Source organism: Chitinophaga agrisoli (assembly GCF_008386695.1).
GTDB classification, from domain to species: domain Bacteria; phylum Bacteroidota; class Bacteroidia; order Chitinophagales; family Chitinophagaceae; genus Chitinophaga; species Chitinophaga agrisoli.
Genome location: NZ_VUOC01000004.1, coordinates 412,143 through 430,412, shown reverse-complemented (window position 1 = coordinate 430,412; position 18,270 = coordinate 412,143). Strand labels below are relative to the sequence as shown.

General features: G+C 52.8%; 7 protein-coding genes. All 7 read left to right on the top strand.

The features are described 5' to 3' along the window. Positions 1-26: 26 nt before the first annotated feature. Positions 27-4,529 (top strand): hypothetical protein, encoded by a 4,503-nt coding sequence (locus tag F0L74_RS21005; protein WP_149839879.1) that lies wholly within the window; start codon positions 27-29, stop codon positions 4,527-4,529. An 11-nt stretch (positions 4,530-4,540) separates the two neighbouring features. Beyond that, complete coding sequence (locus F0L74_RS21000) at positions 4,541-6,637, top strand: fibronectin type III domain-containing protein (RefSeq protein WP_149839878.1); 2,097 nt, start codon at positions 4,541-4,543, stop codon at positions 6,635-6,637. Between the two features lie 10 nt (positions 6,638-6,647). Further along, on the top strand, positions 6,648-12,200 hold the full coding sequence (locus F0L74_RS20995; protein ID WP_149839877.1) for a T9SS type A sorting domain-containing protein: 5,553 nt from the start codon (positions 6,648-6,650) through the stop codon (positions 12,198-12,200). Between the two features lie 168 nt (positions 12,201-12,368). Then, on the top strand, positions 12,369-13,322 hold the full coding sequence (locus F0L74_RS20990) for a hypothetical protein (protein WP_149839876.1): 954 nt from the start codon (positions 12,369-12,371) through the stop codon (positions 13,320-13,322). Between the two features lie 79 nt (positions 13,323-13,401). Beyond that, positions 13,402-15,438 (top strand): alpha-L-arabinofuranosidase family protein, encoded by a 2,037-nt coding sequence (locus tag F0L74_RS20985; RefSeq protein WP_246197781.1) that lies wholly within the window; start codon positions 13,402-13,404, stop codon positions 15,436-15,438. 42 nt (positions 15,439-15,480) lie between these two features. Then, a complete protein-coding gene (locus F0L74_RS20980; protein WP_149839875.1) occupies positions 15,481-15,741 on the top strand; it encodes a hypothetical protein in 261 nt (86 codons plus the stop codon). 246 nt (positions 15,742-15,987) lie between these two features. After that, the gene (locus F0L74_RS20975) at positions 15,988-18,126 is read left to right on the top strand and encodes a tetratricopeptide repeat protein (RefSeq protein ID WP_149839874.1); all 2,139 of its coding nucleotides are present in this window, start codon (positions 15,988-15,990) and stop codon (positions 18,124-18,126) included. The last annotated feature ends 144 nt before the right edge of the window (positions 18,127-18,270 follow it).

Here is an 18,270-nt window from a genome sequence, read left to right as displayed (position 1 = left end):
AGTCGTATTCCTATACCTAATATCCTATGCACCGATCCCTATACCGCCTGTTCCTCTCGCTGCTCCTGTGCGTAACCGCCTGGAGCGCTTCCGCACAGGTAGCGGAAACGCCGCTGGAGCAGCATATCCGCGCCGTATACAAACTCATACAGGAGCGCCGGGCCAACCGTAACCTGAACCAGGAAGACCTTTACGATCAGCTTACAGATACGGCCAGTTTTAAATTGCCGGTGGGTATCGGCAATTCGGATAACGGACAGCCTCCCATCATCATAGACAGTATCCGTTTTTTACCGGATCATGCGGAGATCACCGCATTCCTGGTAGTGCAGCTGCCGGGTACAGAGCGCGAGCTGATGTTTGCTGGCCGCGGCATACCCGTTACCCGCAAAGGCGGCCTGGCAGGCACGGCCCGCCTGGAACTGGTGAATGATATACCCCTGAACCTTTTTGGCGATAGCACGACCGTGGTGGTGCAGCACGGCAAAACTTTCGCGGAATTTGACTGTAACGGTTTTAAACGCCTGGGCATTGGCGCGGATGTGGTAATGAGCCCCAAGCTGGTAACGGAGAATGCAGACGGTACCCAGAACCTGCAGAAGCGTGTAATGGCTTATTTCGAAGCGCAGGCCTCTGATCTTAATGATATTATTGCCACGGTGACCATAGACCCCTTCCAGGTAAGGGGCGTAAAGGGCGTTACTTTTGACATAGAGAGCGCCGTGATAGACCTGAGTGATCTGAATAACAGCGCCGGCATGGTATTTCCGGCAGAATACAGCCAGATCTACGGACAGGAGGATATGAACCTGTGGCGCGGCTTTTTTATAAAGGATTTTACGGTAACCCTGCCGCCGGAGATAAAGGATAACAGGCAGAAAGGCAAACGCAAAACAATTTCTGTACACAACGCGCTGATCGATGAAAAGGGTTTTAGTGGCACCATTACCGCGCCTTACCTGTTGCCGCTGGAGAATGGCGATATGGGCGGCTGGTCATTTTCCGTTGACGAGCTAACGCTTGGTTTTGTGGCCAACCAGCTGAAGTCCGGCGGATTGGGCGGCGCCATCAACGTGCCTATCACCGGCGATACCACTACTTTTATATATTCCGCCATCTTTCATCCGGGCCAGGAATATGTATTCACCGTAAAACCCCGCAAGGAGGTAAGCTTCACCATCTTCCAGGCGGCGCATGTAGAACTGGAGCCTTCCTCTTTCCTGGAAGTGGCCGTAAAGGATAGCCGTTTTATAGTAGCCGCCAACCTCACTGGTACCTTATCCATTGATGGCGGGGTGAGTGGCGGCAGCCAGCAAACGCCGCAAACGGGGCAAACGCCCCAGTCGCAGCCGGCAGCCGGGAAAACCAAGCTCTCCCTGCCACACCTGGAGTTTGAACAGTTGGTCGTTTCTACAGAAGCGCCTTATATACATTCCGGCACATTTGCATTAGTAGGCGTGCCCAGCATAACCGCTAAGCTGGGTGGTTACGATCTTACCATTGATCATATCCGCTTTGTAAAAGATGGTGATGACCGTGGCATAGGCCTGGACGTATCGCTGAACATGATGGGCGGCAATAGCGCTTTTGCGGCAAAAGCCGGCCTGGCGGTACTGGGCAATATATCTGTGGATGATAATGGCCACCATCACTACAGGTACAGCCGTACGAAAATAAGCAGCATCACCATTGATGTGGACCAGGGACCGTTTGCCCTTAAAGGCAGCCTTGAATTCTTTAACCAGGATGCTATCTACGGCGATGGCTTCCGCGGTGATATAGATGCAAAACTGAAGATCACCAGCGGCAGCAATGGATTCCATATTGTCGCTGCCGCTTTGTTTGGTACGGTAAAGGATAACCGTTACTGGTATGCGGATGTGCTGGTGGAGTTCCCCGGCGCCATCCCCATCTTCCCGCCCGTATTGGCCAAAGGTTTTGGCGGCGGCCTGTATTACGGCGTTTCGCAGCTGGGCAGCACGGAATCCTCCAGGGGATATGAGCTGGGCGCTACGCCCACCGGGGTAGTGTACAAACCAGATCCCAATGCGGGGCTGGGCATTAAGGCCTCTATCAGTTTTGCGCTGGCCAATGAAAAAACAATGAATGGCAACATTGGTTTTGAGATGGCGTTTAACCGTGGGGGCGGTTTATCCCGTATCACCTTCCGCGGGCAGTGTAATGTGATCACCGCGCCCATACCCGGCGTACTGCAGAAGATCAAGGACCAGTATCCTAAACTGCTGGAGAACGCGGCCGCCGCGGATAAAAAGCCGGGCGCGGCCAGCAGCGACGCCAGCGGCCAGATCTCCGTGAACGTTTTAATAGATTGCGATTTCGAGAATAGTTCCCTGTACGCGAATGTCAAGACATATATTAATGTAGCCGGCGGTGCGCTCAAAGGCGCCGGTCCGGACGGCCTGGCCGGCGAGGGCGTTATGTACGCCGGGCCTGATGGCTGGTACCTGCATATTGGCACCCCGGATAATCCTATTAGCTTAGACATGTTAGGGCTTGCCAGGTCGCATGCCTATTTTATGGTGGGCAAGGACCTGCCGGGCAGCCCGCCGCCACCGCCAAATGTATCAGACATACTGGGCGGAATGGATATGGATTATATGCGCGACCTCAATGCGCTGGGCAAAGGTTCTGGCTTTGCATTTGGCGCGGGGCTCGATTTCGATACCGGAGATATGACCTTCCTGATCTTCTACGCCCGCTTGGCTGCAGGCCTGGGTTTTGATGTGATGTTGAAGGATTATGGCAACCAGGTGCGTTGCGAAGGCAGCAGTGGGCCCATAGGCATCAATGGCTGGTATGCAAACGGCCAGGTGTACGCGTACTTCCAGGGCAAGATAGGGGTGAAGGTGAACCTGCTCTTTAAGAAAGGTAAATTCGATATCCTGGACATTGGCGCAGCTGCTGTGCTGCAGGCCAAGCTGCCTAATCCTACCTGGATGAGAGGTGTGGTGGGCGGCCGTTTCAGCATACTGGGCGGCCTGGTATCCGGTAACTGCCGGTTTGAAGTAACACTGGGTAAGGAATGTAAGCTGGTAAATCAAAACCTGTTTGCGGAAGCAGGCGTACAGGTAATAGGGGATGTAACGCCCGGGTCCGGCGAAGCCGATGTGGATATCTTCACCAACCCACAGCTGGTATGTAATATGCCGGTGGGTAAAACCTTCTCCATCCAGGACGATGCCAATAAAATACATAGTTTCCGGGCCCGCCTGGATTATTTTAAACTGTTGGATAATAATGGGCAGCCGGTGACCAGCACCCAGGAATGGAATAGCGACAATACGGTAATAGCCATTAAAACGCCGGATGTGCTGAACCCGCAAACCACTTTCCGCCTCAGCGCCAGAGTGGTCTTTGAAGAAAACGTTAACGGCAGCTGGACGCCTTACCTCGCAGATGGCAAGCCCTATACAGAGAACGTAGATCAACAGTTCACCACGGGAAAAGGCCCGGATGTGATCCCGGATGCCAGGATCACCTATACCTATCCTATCCGTAGACAGCTGAACTATTATAAACAGGAGACCAACCAGGCCTATATCTGGCTTACACAGGGTATGCCCTATATGTTTGATCCGGGACCGGAGTACAGGCAGGTGGCTCGTCTTACGCCGCAAGGCGGCACGCCGGTGGACTTTAATTTCACCTATAGCAGTGGCCACATCAACTTTAACATGCCGGAGGGTATCCTGAATGATAAATTATATACGCTGCAGTTTGTGAACGTACCGGTATCCAGTGATAACAGCGTAGACCGCAACGTGCAAACGCAGCAAACAAATGTGTCCAGCGGGGACGCGGGTGATCTGGCTGTACAGACCAGGTCTGCCGTAGGCTCACTGACAGAGGCTGTGGAAAAGGTATTCTACCAGCTTAATTTCCGCAGCAGCCGTTATAGCAGCTTCTCAGAAAAGATAGACCGCCTGGGTATGAGCAGCGCCTATACCTGGCCGCTGGCCAACAGCATCAGCGAGCTGGGATATGTAATGGATAATACGGAACTGTTTGATGCGCAGGAGATAGATGACCAGGGCAATAGCCAGGTGCTGCAGTTTGAAGCGCAGCTGGATGGTAATACCTGGTACCAGCAATATATCTATCCCTACGTATATGCGGGATACCCGGTATCGCCCTATATGCAGATAGACTGGAGAAACACTGCCGCCATGGGCCTGCCGCCGGTGAAGGCCATTTACCTGCGTCAGCAGCCAAAAGCGCTGGTGCTGGATACTACTGGTACAGGGCAGTTTACCGGTCGCAGCACCTTTGTGTACAATCTGCCATATTACATGGCCTGGGATTACCAGAATATGCAGAGCAAAGTGGTGAATGCGCTGCTGCCGCCTTTGCAGCTGCAGTTGTCAGATGTGCAGAAGCAGATCGTCACTACGCCCTTCAAACCTATTACAACAGGTACCTACCGGTTTAACATAAAATATGTATTACCGGGTACCAATACTACGACATCCGTAAAAACAGTAACAATAGAAAACACGCCGGGCATGTAACCGGTATACCTATGAAGTACAGGAACCGTATATGGATAGTTTTATGTTTTGCCGGCATCCTTTTGTGGCAGGCGCCTTTGCAAGCGCAACAAAAGACGGAGCCGCCTAATATAGCTGTTATTGCCCGGCCCCGCCAGGATTCCATCCTGCTGCGGTGGGCCCCCGCTACGCCCATGCTCTGGAAAATGGCTAACCAGTATGGCTATACTATAAAACGTTATACCATCCTGCGTAAGGGTCAGTTATTGCCAGTGCCGGAAGAAACCTTGCTCACTACCCGCCCGCTGAAACCGCTGCCGTTGCCCGCCTGGGAAGGGGTAGTTAAAAAACAGGAGAAATATGGGGCCATTGCAGCACAGGCTTTATATGGAGAAGGGTTTGAGGTAAGCGCACCCCAACAGCATAAAGGCCGCGATATCATGTCTATTTACCACCAGGCGCAGGAACTGGAAGCCCGGCACAGCTTTATGCTGCTGTCTGCGGATCTGTCTTTTGAAGTAGCCTGTGCGGCCGGTTTAGGCTATGTAGACAAGCAGGTGCGCCCGGATGAAAAATACCTTTACCGCATTTTTATCACCGGCACGCCGCCGGAGATAAAACGGGATACCGGTTTTGTATTTACCGGTTATGCGGACGCCGCGCCGGCGCCAGCGCCGCATGGGCTGGAAGCGCAGGCCGTTAAAACGGCTGTATTGCTTAGCTGGGATAAAACCATGTATGAGCGCCTGTTTGTGGGTTATATAATAGAGCGCTCAGAGAATGGCGGGGCTACTTATCATGCCATTAACCAGGAGCCGGTGATCAACACCAGCAGCGCGGCAGACACAGGCCGCCAGCAGCGCTTTTTCCGGGTAGATACGGTACAGCTGGAGCAACCCCTGGTATACCGCATCCGTGGCATCACTTCTTTTGGGGAGCTGAGCCCGCCTTCTGATACGGTACACATTACGGTAGCAGAAGAATTACAGGCGCGGCCTTCCATTACCGGTGCGGGCGTGGTAGATGGCAAAGTATGGGTACAATGGATGATGCCGCCGGGCAAGGCGCGTATAACCGGCTTCCAGGTAGAGCGGGCCCCTGCGGTCAATAAACCTTACCTGCCATTGACTAAACGTTTGCCGGCTGGTGATACGGCGTTTACAGATAACGCACCCCGGTCTTCCAATTACTACCGCATCAAGGCCTTTACCAAAGACGGACAAGCCAGCTTTTCGCTGCCCTATTTTGTGCAGCTGGAAGATAGCCTGCCGCCCGCGCCGCCGGCAGGTCTTGTTGGCCAGGTGGATGATAAGGGGATCGTTCAGCTGCAATGGCAACCCAACCAGGAAACGGATCTCTACGCCTACCGTGTATTCCGCGCCAATGATTCCACGGTGGAATTTGTGCAGGTCACAAAAGAACCAATAAAAGCAACCCGCTTCACTGATACCATTGAAATTAAAACGCTCACCCGCGAGGTATACTATAAACTGGTAGCGCTGGATGGGCATTATAACCCTTCTGCGTTTTCGCCCGTGCTCACCCTGAGACGCCCTGATGTAGTGCCGCCGGTACCCCCGGCTTTCACCGCCCAGCGCTCGGAGGTGGATGGTATTTACCTGCAATGGCAAAGGAGCACCAGTAAGGATGTAGCCCGTCATGAGCTGCTGCGCAGCACGGATACCGGTTGGCAACCACTGCTGCGTGTGCCCGTTGGGGATACCCTGCACGCCTTTACAGATACCAGCGCCGTCCCCGGCCGTTCCTACCGCTATTGTGTTGCTGCGGTAGATAGCAGCCAACTGCGCTCCCTATCACAACCGCTTACCGCCGCCCGTATCAATATGGGCAGCCCAGCCGTCAAAAATGCCCTGAAAGCGGTCATTGACCGGGAACATAAAAGTATTGTACTCCGGTGGCAAGTGCCGGCAGATGTTACGCAATTGTGGCTGTACAAGGCTATCCCGGGGCAGCCTTTCCGCCTGTACCGTACACTGGAGCCAGGAGAGAAGGAACTGGAAGATACCGGCGGCCTGTTTATAAATACCGCATATAGATATAAAATGAAAGTCTTTAGAGGAACCAGTGGTGATAGCTTTTTTACGGAGACCATTACTGTAAACTATTAAAAATTACCCCGTGACAACAAAACGTATTGGTTTACTCTTGGTGTTATTGCTGTGCGGATGGGCCGTATCCGCACAAACTACTTTTTATGAATGTGCTTATCGGATAAACTTTGATGTAAATGATCCTGGGGGCTTTTGCCATGTTCCGGGTATTGACATTAAGACCACTTTGTGGGAACGGCGTGAAGCGGGCATGAGCCATGTAGTCGCTAACTACTCTGACTTTGGCATATTATCCGGGGGTGAGGCGCTGATAGAAAACAGGATATATCTTCCCTGGCGGCCTCCTTTCCTGAATGTTTGGGTAACCAACCCGAATATTTTTGAGTTTATCTCTACGGACACACAGTCTGGTAATGTGTTCTCCGGAACATATACAAATTTCAATGCAGACATCATCCCTGACTGCCAGCCGTTCCTCCGCGACGCGGACTTTACGGTAATACAACATGAATGTGTGATCAGCGGCGCTGGCAAGATCAGCTATTGTGCGGATGAATATGTGGACCTTAGCGTAAATGAGTTCCCGGAGCATGTTCAATGGGAGATCTCCAGCGATGGCACTAATTTTATACCCTTCCGGGAAACGTTCTTTCTGTCTTCAGACATATTTTTTTCGTACCAGGACGTAGTGAATAGCGGCGTCAGTAATCCCGGTGGTGTATTGAGTTTTCGGGCTACTGTAGACTATGGCAATAACACCATCATGCACCCCGCTGTGGTAAGTGGTATCCATTTTGACCCGCCCATGCCCGGCCCGAATGTTATACAGGCTACACCGCCCAACTGCGCAGGCCAGAACGGCAAGATCGATCTCTCTGATTTCAAATATACCAACGGTACATCTTATAACGGCAGCATTCCGTTAACAGCCCGTTTCCAGGATGTTAATACCGGTGATGTATATACATCAGTGCCCGCCTTCAATACAGGCAGCTATAGTATGCCCCTGCCGCCGGGCACGTACCAGCTTAAGCTTACATCCAGTTCCACCACCTGCGTTAAGGATATGGGAACCGTTCCCACCGTTGGCGCCGCACCGCCACCGCTGGCATTAAGCGCCAGCGCTTCCTGTAACACCGGCGCGCCGGCCTTCACGCTTTCCGCCACCGGCGGTAGCACGCCTTATACATTCAGCATAGACGGCGTATCCAACCCGGATGCAGATAATGTGTTCACCGGCCTGGCGCCGGGCACGCCGTATACCTTATGGGTACATGATGCTAAAGATTGTAGCACCTCTATACCCAAAACCACGCAGGCAGCGGTAACCGTGACCTTATCCGGTAAAACAGATCCTACCAGTCCCGGTTTATCAGATGGCAGCATTGCCGTTACAGCTGGCGGTGGGGCAGGAGGGCCTTATACTTACAGCCTGGATAACCAGCACTGGCAAAGCAGTAATGAATTTGGCAGCCTGCCGCAAGGCGATTATAATATATGGGTAAGTGATGCGCAGAGTTGTATCACTGCTGTGCCCTTACCGGTTTCCCTGAAGGACCCCGTACCATTGGTCGTGGGCGCAACACCTACGCCTATTACCTGTAACGGGCGTGCGGATGGAAAGGTAACGGTAACGGCTAACGGGGGCCTACCGCCTTATACTTATTCTGCGGATAATATCACTTTCCTGCCGTTGAACAATTTCTCAGACCTGGCGGCAGGCTTGTATACCGTATGGGCAAAAGATAGTAAAGGTAATACCGGCAGCGCGCCATTTACCATTACCATGCCTCCCGTGCTGAGCATAAGCGTAAGCGCCCAGCAGGATGTGCCCTGTAACGGACAGTCCAACGGGCAGATCACCGTTACGGCTGATGGCGGTACCGGCGCGTTGCAGTATAGCCTGAACGACGGCCCTTTACAGGCCCAGCCTGTTTTTAATGTACCAGCTGGCCAATACACCGTGATGGTGGAGGATGTGAACAGCTGCCGGGCCTACACATCACAGCTCAATATCGCACAGCCTGCGCAAGCGGTATCCCTGAGCGTTGCACCGGTGAATGTGGGCTGTAATGGAGAGTCTACCGGTAGTATCACCATAACGGCCGGCAACGGTGTTGGGCCTTATCAATATCAATTGAACACCGGCGCCTGGCAACCCGCCAATGTATTTGACAAACTGGCCGCCGGGGTATATACGGTAAATGTGAAGGATAGTAAGGGCTGTCCCGCTACACAGCCAAATATCGGGATCTCAGAACCTCCCAGGCTTACGATTTCCAGGGATGCACTAACAGACGCTAAGTGTTTTAATGAGGCGACTGGCAGCGTTACCGTATCTGCCGCAGGCGGCAGCGGCACGGTGCGTTATTATATTAACACAGCGCCTGCTGTGCCCAATGCTACCGGTATTTTTACCGGCCTGCCCGCAGGTGATTATATTGTTACCGCTAAAGACGATCATAATTGTACGGCCACAGTAGATGCACCCGTAGGGCAGCCCGTGTTGCTGGAACTAACGGCCACCATTACCAAAGTATCCTGTTTTGGCGGCGCTACCGGTAAAGTGGCGCTAGAGGAGCATGGAGGTACCCCGCCTTTCACTTACTCCGTGGACGGCGTTAATTTTGGCAGCCAGGCTTTATTTGAGAACCTGTACGCCGGTCATTATACCGCCACGGTAAAAGACGCCCATAATTGTAGCGCCAGTGTGCCTGTGGACATTGATGAGTCACCGCTGCTTAGCTTTACGGCAACATCAACGGACGCGCTGTGCGCAGGTACGCCCACCGGCACTATCACCATTACCGGCGATGGGGGAAAGCCGCCGTATACTTACAGTGTAGATGGTGCGCCTTTCCAGTCGGCCAATGTGTGGCAAAATATAACACCCGGCGCCCGCCTGGTAAGTATAAAGGACGCCAATAGCTGTGTAAAAAGCAATAACATTATAGTAGGCCAGCGGCCCGCGCTTACCTTACAGGTAACAGACAAAAAGCCCGCCGGCTGTGCAGGCGGCAATGCCGGCGCATTAACGGTGTCTGCCGGTGGCGGCACTGGTACTTATACCTATTCGATCAATGGCGGCGCTTTCCAGTCATCGCCGGTTTTCAATAACCTGACCGCCGGTAGTTATACCATCGTGGTAAAAGATGATAATGACTGCAGGCGCAGTATAACCGACGATGTTACGGAATCCACAGCACTGACCCTGCAGGTGCTCAATAAAACAGATATCCTTTGTGCGGGCGAAGCTACCGGTAGTATGGAGCTCAAAGCCGGCGGCGGTACAGGGCCTTATACCTATAGCCTGAATGGCGCACCGTTCCAGACCAGCCCCATATATACGCAGCTGCGCGCAGGTAACTATACCATCACGGTAAAAGACAATAACCTGTGTTCCCGCGGCTTTACTGTGCCGCTGGCAGCGCTGCACCCGCCGCTTATCGCGTCGCTGGATGCAGTGCTTCCTGCCACTTGCAATGACAAAGGCAGTATTACGGTGATTGATGTACAGGGGGGATCATCGCCCTATAGTTATAGCCTGGATAACGCAGTCTATAATACTAATCCTACATTTAATAACCTGGTTGGCGGCGAGTATACGGTATATATCAAAGATGCGAATGGCTGTACCATTGACCGCAGTATTTCGGCTGCCGGGCCGGCCAGCCTGCATGCCACCGTACAGACCCAGCTGGCGGCCTGTAACGGCCAGAATACCGGCAGCCTGAAAGTAATGAGTGTAAGCGGCGGTAATAACCAATATGAATACTCGCTGGATGGGGTGAGCTATCAAACCTCCGCTGAATTTAAGAACCTCCGCGCGGGCGTGTACCAGGTACGCGTGCGGGATGTGCCTTATACCTGTCAGACGGTAGTAACAGGCGAAGTAAAGGAACCAACGGCATTATCCCTGCAGCTGATCAATAATACCCCTGTAAGCTGTTTTAATGGCAGAAATGGTTCGCTCACCGTATCTGCTGGCGGCGGTACAGCACCTTACGCTTTTGCGCTGGATAACGGGGTATTCAACACCACGCCCAGCTTTATCAACCTGGCTGCCGGCCAGTATACCTTAAAAGTAAAAGACGCCCAGGGTTGCCCGGCCAGCGTGCCAGGCGAGGTAAAGCAACCGCCCCTGTTAACGGCTGCAGTGGCAGCCAGCAAGGATATTTCCTGCGCTGGTATGGATAATGGAGAGATCACCCTGAGCGCGGCAGGCGGCGTAACGCCTTACCAGTATTCAATGGACAGGGTCAGCTACCGCACTACACCCACCTTCATGCAACTGCAAAAAGGCGCTTACACGCTCCAGGTAAAAGACAATAATGGTTGTATTCAAACGGTCAAAGACACGATCAACGAACCGGAAATATTACAGTTAAAAGTAACGGAGGCAAAGGATATCGCCTGTTTTGGCAAGGCCACCGGCAGTATCCAGGTGGCTGCCAGCGGCGGCGCCAAAGGTTATACTTATGCCCTGAATACTTTGCCGTCGCAGGATAATGGCAGCTTTGGCTCCTTAACGGCGGGTACATACCTGCTGTCTGTACAGGATGCTAATTTATGCGGCGCGCATGAGTCTGTTACGCTGCAGCAGTCAACACAAATGCAGGTTACCAAACAGGTAACCCAGCCAGGTTGCAGTGACCAGGCAGATGGCAGTGTTGCCATCACCGTTACCGGTGGTACTACGCCTTATGCTTACAGCTGGAACGATCCTGCGCTTAACGGAAATGCGGTTAACGGCCTGGGAAGCGGCACGTATACGGTGACCGTAACAGACGCCCATGGCTGTGAGGCGGAAGAAAGTGCTGTGCTGGTACAACCGGAAGCCGTACAGATAGGGCTTGGTTTTACCGATACCGTACTTTGCACCGGGCAAACCCTTCCGCTGGACGCGGGCAACGCCGGCGCTACCTACAGCTGGACATCGGACGCCGGCTTTAGCAGCCAGGAGAGGACCGTGCTGCTCGATAAGGCGGGGCACTACACCTTAACCGTCACCAATAAAAATGGCTGTAAGGCAGAGGGCTCGTTTAACGTGCAGATCTCCGGCGAAGCACTTGCCGCAGATTTCCTGTTATCGTCCTATGGCCTTACCGGTGACACCATCGTGCTGGTGGATGTATCCAAACCTACGCCCTCCACGCACGACTGGACATTACCCACCGGCGCGCGCGATGCGGGCAGCGCTGCCGGAGGCGCCCTCCGTCAGCTGATCTTTGACCAGCCGGGGGATTATACCATACAAATGATGGTAACGCTGGGCGGATGCGTAGATATGATCAGCAAAACCATTACCATCCTGCCAGCAGATCAGGGCCCTGTAGCAGACAGCCTGCTGGGCTACCGCGAAAAACTGGTGAAGGAGATGATGGCATATCCCAACCCAACAGATGGTCCTTTTAAAGTACGTATCAGCCTGTCTAAAGCAGCAGATATTAATTTAAAGCTGATCAGCTTTAACACAGGGAATATTGTGGATGTAAAGACCGCCGGCGGAACGGATAATTATGAGATACCTTTTGACGCGGCGCAGTTGCCACAAGGTATTTATATCATTGCCCTGCAGGTAGAGAAAGAATATCAAGTTATAAGAGTGTTAAAATTATAGTGCTGCTAAACTGAATATCTTATCGTTGTGCAGATAAAATGGCCCTACCCGCGGTTTTCCGGGGTAGGGCTGTTTTATCTGCACGTTTTTGGGTGGTGTGGCCGTCTCAATATTTATGCTATATTTAGCTGGACGGAATACCGTCTTTGCAATTCATCCTATACCTATATGAGATATCTGATATCAATAACCCTTGTATGTCTGCCCTGCCTGGCCGCGCACGCGCAAACAGATACAACCCACCAGTTCTTCCGGACCAACAGTAAAATAAGTCGTTATTATGCAGACCTGACCGCGAGTGAAGCAGTGGTCTACGCAATGGGATACCACTCAGAGCCGCTGATTGGAAGCGGTTACTCCATCCGTAATGCAGATACGCTGAAAAGACAGGCAGATGGATCTTATGAAGGCCCGCACTCAAAGATCATCCGCCAAAAAAATGGCCTGCGCCTTATTAGTACGTTCGGGAACAGCAACCGTGCGCTCCGCCTGGATACGGTCATGTATGCTGGTCTTGCAAACAATGATCTGAACAATGCCTACTTCCTTGATCAATATGGTATGCTGCACCAGGAGCTGCGCAAGGCATATCCACTGCATTACTACGATTTTGTCTATGCTTTTGATCGTTGGCGCGCCTTCTCAAAGGAAGAAAAGGAAATGGATCAGATGCAGTTCAAAGCATGGGCGGATGCGCGGCTAAAAGAGATAAAAGATACCGCCATGGCGGCAGAGGAGAAATATAACCGGGTAACAGGTTATATCACACAAAACATACGCCAGATAGACTATGCCACCCTAAAGGACAGCCTGGCGCAGCTACAGGCCCGGTATTTCGATAAAGGCTATTATAGAGATGCGGTCAATGCAATAGCAGTAGAGCAACCAGCCTATTTTCTTCAGCTGGCGGAAGACTTACCGCAGGACCGTGATGCGATGTTCTGGTGTACGGTGAGCAACAAAGCAGCCATCACCCGGTTAAAAAACGTGCAAGGGCATGAGAAGATGAAGCAATCTTTCCGTCGGGCAAAAAGAGCCGATACCTGGGCGCCGGTTGTCGTTGTAGGCCTGGTGGTCGCTGAGCTGGGGGTAGCTGTGCTGGTAGGCTTCCTGATCTTTTAACAGATCCGGCTATCTTTTATAAGTGTCAACAATACAGCAAATATTTGTATATTGGGATATCCGTAAAAATTCCACGCCCATGTACGCCCAAAAACTGTTACTGTCAGCCGCCGGCATTGTGCTCGCATGTTCCGCCAACGAACAGACCATCGCTACCGCACAAGCCATCACTGCTATGTCAGCAAAGACTGCTAAAGAAGCAGCGCCGGTCAACATCACCGTTCAGATCAACAAACCCATTACCGCGGTACCACCTGCCATGTGGGGCATCTTCTTTGAAGACATCAACTTTGCGGCAGATGGTGGTTTATACGCAGAACTGGTAAAAAACCGCTCCTTTGAATTCAATGCCCCTATGATGGGCTGGAAAGAAGTGAAACAGGACAGCGCCACCGGGCATATCCTGATCGTGAACCGTGCCACGGAAAACAGCGCTAACCCCCGTTATGCGCAGCTAAGCGTAAACGCGGCACAGGGAGCCTACGGTTTATCCAACGAAGGTTTCCGCGGTATGGGCATACATAAAGGCGAACAATACAATTTTTCTATATGGGCTAATGGCCGTGATGCGGCCAATCTTAAAGCCAAAGTAGTGTTGTTGAATAATAGTGGAAAGCAGATAGGGGAGGCGGCCCTGGATCAATTCAGTAATAATGGCTGGCAACAGTACAATGTATCATTTACCGCGGCAGATACCGCCGTTAAAGGCCGGCTGCAGCTGCTCTTTACCGGTAAGGGAGAGATAGACCTTGACATGATCTCGCTGTTCCCGGCGCATACCTGGAAAGACCGCCCCGGTGGCCTGCGTGCTGACCTGGCGCAAAAGCTGGCAGACCTTAAGCCAGGTTTTATCCGTTTTCCGGGAGGCTGTATCGTGGAAGGCCGCGAGCTGGCCAGCCGCTACCAGTGGAAGCGCACGGTAGGTAAACCGGAAGACCGTACCCTTATCATTAACCGCTGGAATACAGAGTTTGCGCACCGCGCCGCGCCGGATTATTTCCAGAGCTTTGGCCTGGGCTTTTTCGAATATTTTCAGCTGGCGGAAGATATGGGCGCCGCCCCGCTGCCCATCCTCAACTGCGGCATGGCCTGCCAGTTCAACAGCAGCGAAGTGGCCGCCATGAATGAGCTGGACCCTTATGTACAGGATGCGCTGGACCTGATAGAGTTTGCTAACGGCAGCGTAAATACGAAATGGGGCGGCCTGCGCGCGGCCATGGGCCATCCGGCTCCTTTCCATCTCAGCATGATGGGTGTGGGCAACGAGCAGTGGGACGAACAATACATACAACGCTACAAAGTATTTGAACAAGCGATTCATGCAAAGTACCCGGACATAAAGCTGGTATCCAGTGCAGGGCCTTTTTCCAAAGGCCCGATGTTCGATTACCTGTGGAAGGAGCTGAAGACCAGCCAGGCCGGTTTTATAGACGAGCATTATTATATGCCGCCGGAATGGTTCCTGGCCAATGCCGGCCGGTATGACCATTATGACCGTACACAGGGGCCTAAGATCTTTGCGGGCGAATATGCCGCGCATACCAAAGAAGGGAAGGAGGCAGAAAGCCGCAATACCTGGGGCAGCGCCCTGGCAGAAGCCGCTTTTATGACCGGCCTGGAGCGCAATGCGGATGTGGTGCAGATGGCGTCCTACGCGCCGCTGCTGGCCCATGTGGAAGCCTGGCAATGGCGCCCGGACCTGATCTGGTTTGATAACCTGCGGAGCGCCGGCACGCCCAACTATTATGTACAGCAATTGTTCTCGGTAAACAAGGGCACACAGGTAGTGCCGGTATTACATAACGGCGCGGCCCTGGCTGGTACAGACAGCCTCTACGCCAGTGCTACCATAGACGGCCCGGCTAAAAAGCTGTTGCTGAAGATCGTAAATGCCTCCGGCCGGCCGGTACAGCTGGCTATTACGCTGCAAGGTGGCGCCGCAACAGGGGAAGCGCCGGTAAACCAGCTGCTAACGGCTGCTACGGCTGATTTCAATACACTGGATGCGCCGCAGCAGGTAAAACCCACAACACAGCCGTTAACAGCCACGGGCAATAAACTGGCCTTTACGGCGGCGCCGGCTTCCCTGAATGTAGTAACCGTGCCATACCGCTAAACGCGATAGCCCTTATATGGGGCGTTTTTTGTATTTTGTGTTATGGAACCATTCATCCTCGATTTCGACCTGCATGGTAAGAACTACGTCATTCCAGTGCATCTGCATCATGAGCATGGCGCAACGTTTTACCGTGCTTCCATCGATGACGAGCATGCAGTGGAATATTACCGGCAGGAAAATGGAATGTTCAAATCAGAGGTAGATGCTTATATAGAACCGGATCTCATACGCGCCATCGCTACCAGGTTAATGGAATACCTGCATAAACCCAATGGGCACGGTACCTCATCATTGCCGTAAATTAGTTCGCAGTCCTACCGTTGTTAATGTATTTACGTGTTGTTTAGCCTGCCGCAAAACGCCCTCCACAATGCAGGATGGGTCACCGCAAACCGCCTGCTGGCTTGCTTTTGGTAACTAACTCTTGTCCTAATTAGTAAACCAACGATCATTTACATCTTATTAACAATTAACCGCCGTAAATTGCAGAACTTGCATATGGGGGTGGTATCCCCTCCTTTTAACCAATACATATGAGGTGAAACAATGATGGAGAACAACGGATTGAAAAACTACCTTTTTTTATTGGAACTGGTGCGTGAAGAAGATATTGATACGCTGGAATACCTATACCGGGGAGTGCAGGAGCGTTATGAAGAAGGGGCGGAGCATACGCCGGGCGATTTCGGGAAATACCTGCGCTATTATCCCATCCGCTTAAAAAGCGCCAGGGAACTGGCCGTGCAGTGGTTGGCCCGCTATCCGCAATCCTATGCGGCGCATATCATACTTTCCGATTGCATATTATCAGACGCCTATACGAAACGTGGCACGCTGCCTGCAGCCGCTGCATCCGTACACGGCCTCCGCAGCCTCAAGCTGGGAATGGACCGTTCCGCAGCGCTGCTCGAGAATGCTGTAACCCTTTCCCGCAGACCTTTTCACGCCTGGTTATACCTGGGTTATATGAATGCTGTAGATCCCCGTTATGGCGCGGCTAAGGATCTGTTTTTCGAAGAACGTACCACCCTGCATCCCATGCCGCTTTGGTACACCCGTGCGGAGCAGCTGGAACCATCTTCTGTTCCGCTGCGTATAGCCATGCTGGACGCCCTCCGTAAAACGCCGCCCGATATACTGAATATTGCTTTAGCAGAAGGAAAGGATACCACTGCGCCTGCCTGGTCAGAAAGCATGCACCTATATGCATATACGTTATACAGCGGCCTGTCCGCAACAGCCCGTAATGAAATGCGTGCCGTATACCGGGGGCATTATGCGCGTTACTGCCTGTTCCATAAAAATACGCCGGCAGAGGCGCTGCAGCACCTGGAAACCATGTACTGGCTGTCGCCGCAGCGTGGCGCCCCGGCGCTGGCGCGTTATTACCAGCACCAGGGTAACCCGGCAAAAGCATTAGGTTATTTCCGCGAGGCGTTGACCTGGTCTCCGCAGGATATAGTGCTGCTGTATGAATATGCATCCTGCCTGGCAGTGGTGCATCCGGCAGATCCAAAGGCCGTTGTATATTACCGCAGGGCTGCGCGTTACGGGCATCCCGGCGCATGGATAAAACTGGGAGAGATTTATCGCGATGGATTGAACGGGCAAGCCCGGCATATCTCCAAAGCGCTGAACTATTTCCAGGTGGCCCACCAGGAAGGTTGTGTGGCCGCCGGCGAAGAGCTGGCCCGCCTGTACTGGAAAGGCGATGCTGCCGCCGGTATTGTAAAGAACCGCGATAAAGCCATCCGCATCCTTAAGACCATTGCACAGGAAGGCAGCGGCTGGGCCTGCGCCCGCCTGGCAGAGCTGGAACTGGAGACCCGTAGCCGCAATCATGATTACAGCCTGGCCACCCATTATATAAACCTGGGCATGCATTATGGCAGCATGCATTGTTATTACCTGGTAGGCAAACGCATTTACGAAGGCCGCCTGCTCTGGCGCAGCGTACATATGGTGCCCGGCCATTTCTTTAAGCCTAACCGCGACGACCGCAAAATGGCGCTGGAATACCTGCTGAAAAGCGCTTCCCTGGGTTATGTAAAGGCGATGGCCTGCCTGGCCCGTTATTATGATAAAGGATACGAGGATGACCGTGACCCCTATGCCGCCGCGGAATGGTATTGCAAAACGGCAGACCTGGACCCGCATGATGAAGAAGGATGCTGTTTCCAGGCATTTAAAACAGTTTTTTACGGTGATCATAAAGCCCGCAACGTGAAGGCCGCCGCGCGTTACCTGCACCAGGGCGCCGCGGTGAACGGCTCTGAATGCCAGTACCGCCTGGCCTATGAGCTGCTTAAAGGCGGCTTTTCCTATGATAACGAAGGGCGCCTGTTGTCCCAGCCAGGCATCGCTGATGAACACAATGTGCGGATTGCTTTAGGGCTCTACGAAAAGGCCGCCGCCGCCGGGCATGTGGAAGCTATGTACTACCTGGCGGAGTTTTACGAGCGCAACGCCGTTAATAAAGCAGATCATCTCAAAGCCTTCCGCTATTTCCTGCTGGCTGCGGAAGCCGGTAAGACCATCGCGCAGAAAGAAGTAGGCTGCTATTACCTGAACGGGCTGGCGGTGGAAAAGAATAAAAGCCATGCCCTTTTCTGGTTAAGCATGGCTGCGGATAGCGGGGAACCTGCCGCCCGCGAATTGTTGAATAAAGTAAGCCGGCAGCAATAACCGGGTGTTACCCGTTAACCCCTGAGAATAGTTACGCTATTCATTCAATCATTATCACGCCATATATCTCACTGTGCCGTTCAGCGTGTCAATTTAACGCTTATCGCTGTGGTAAGGCCCACTGCGCTATTATTACAGTAGCTC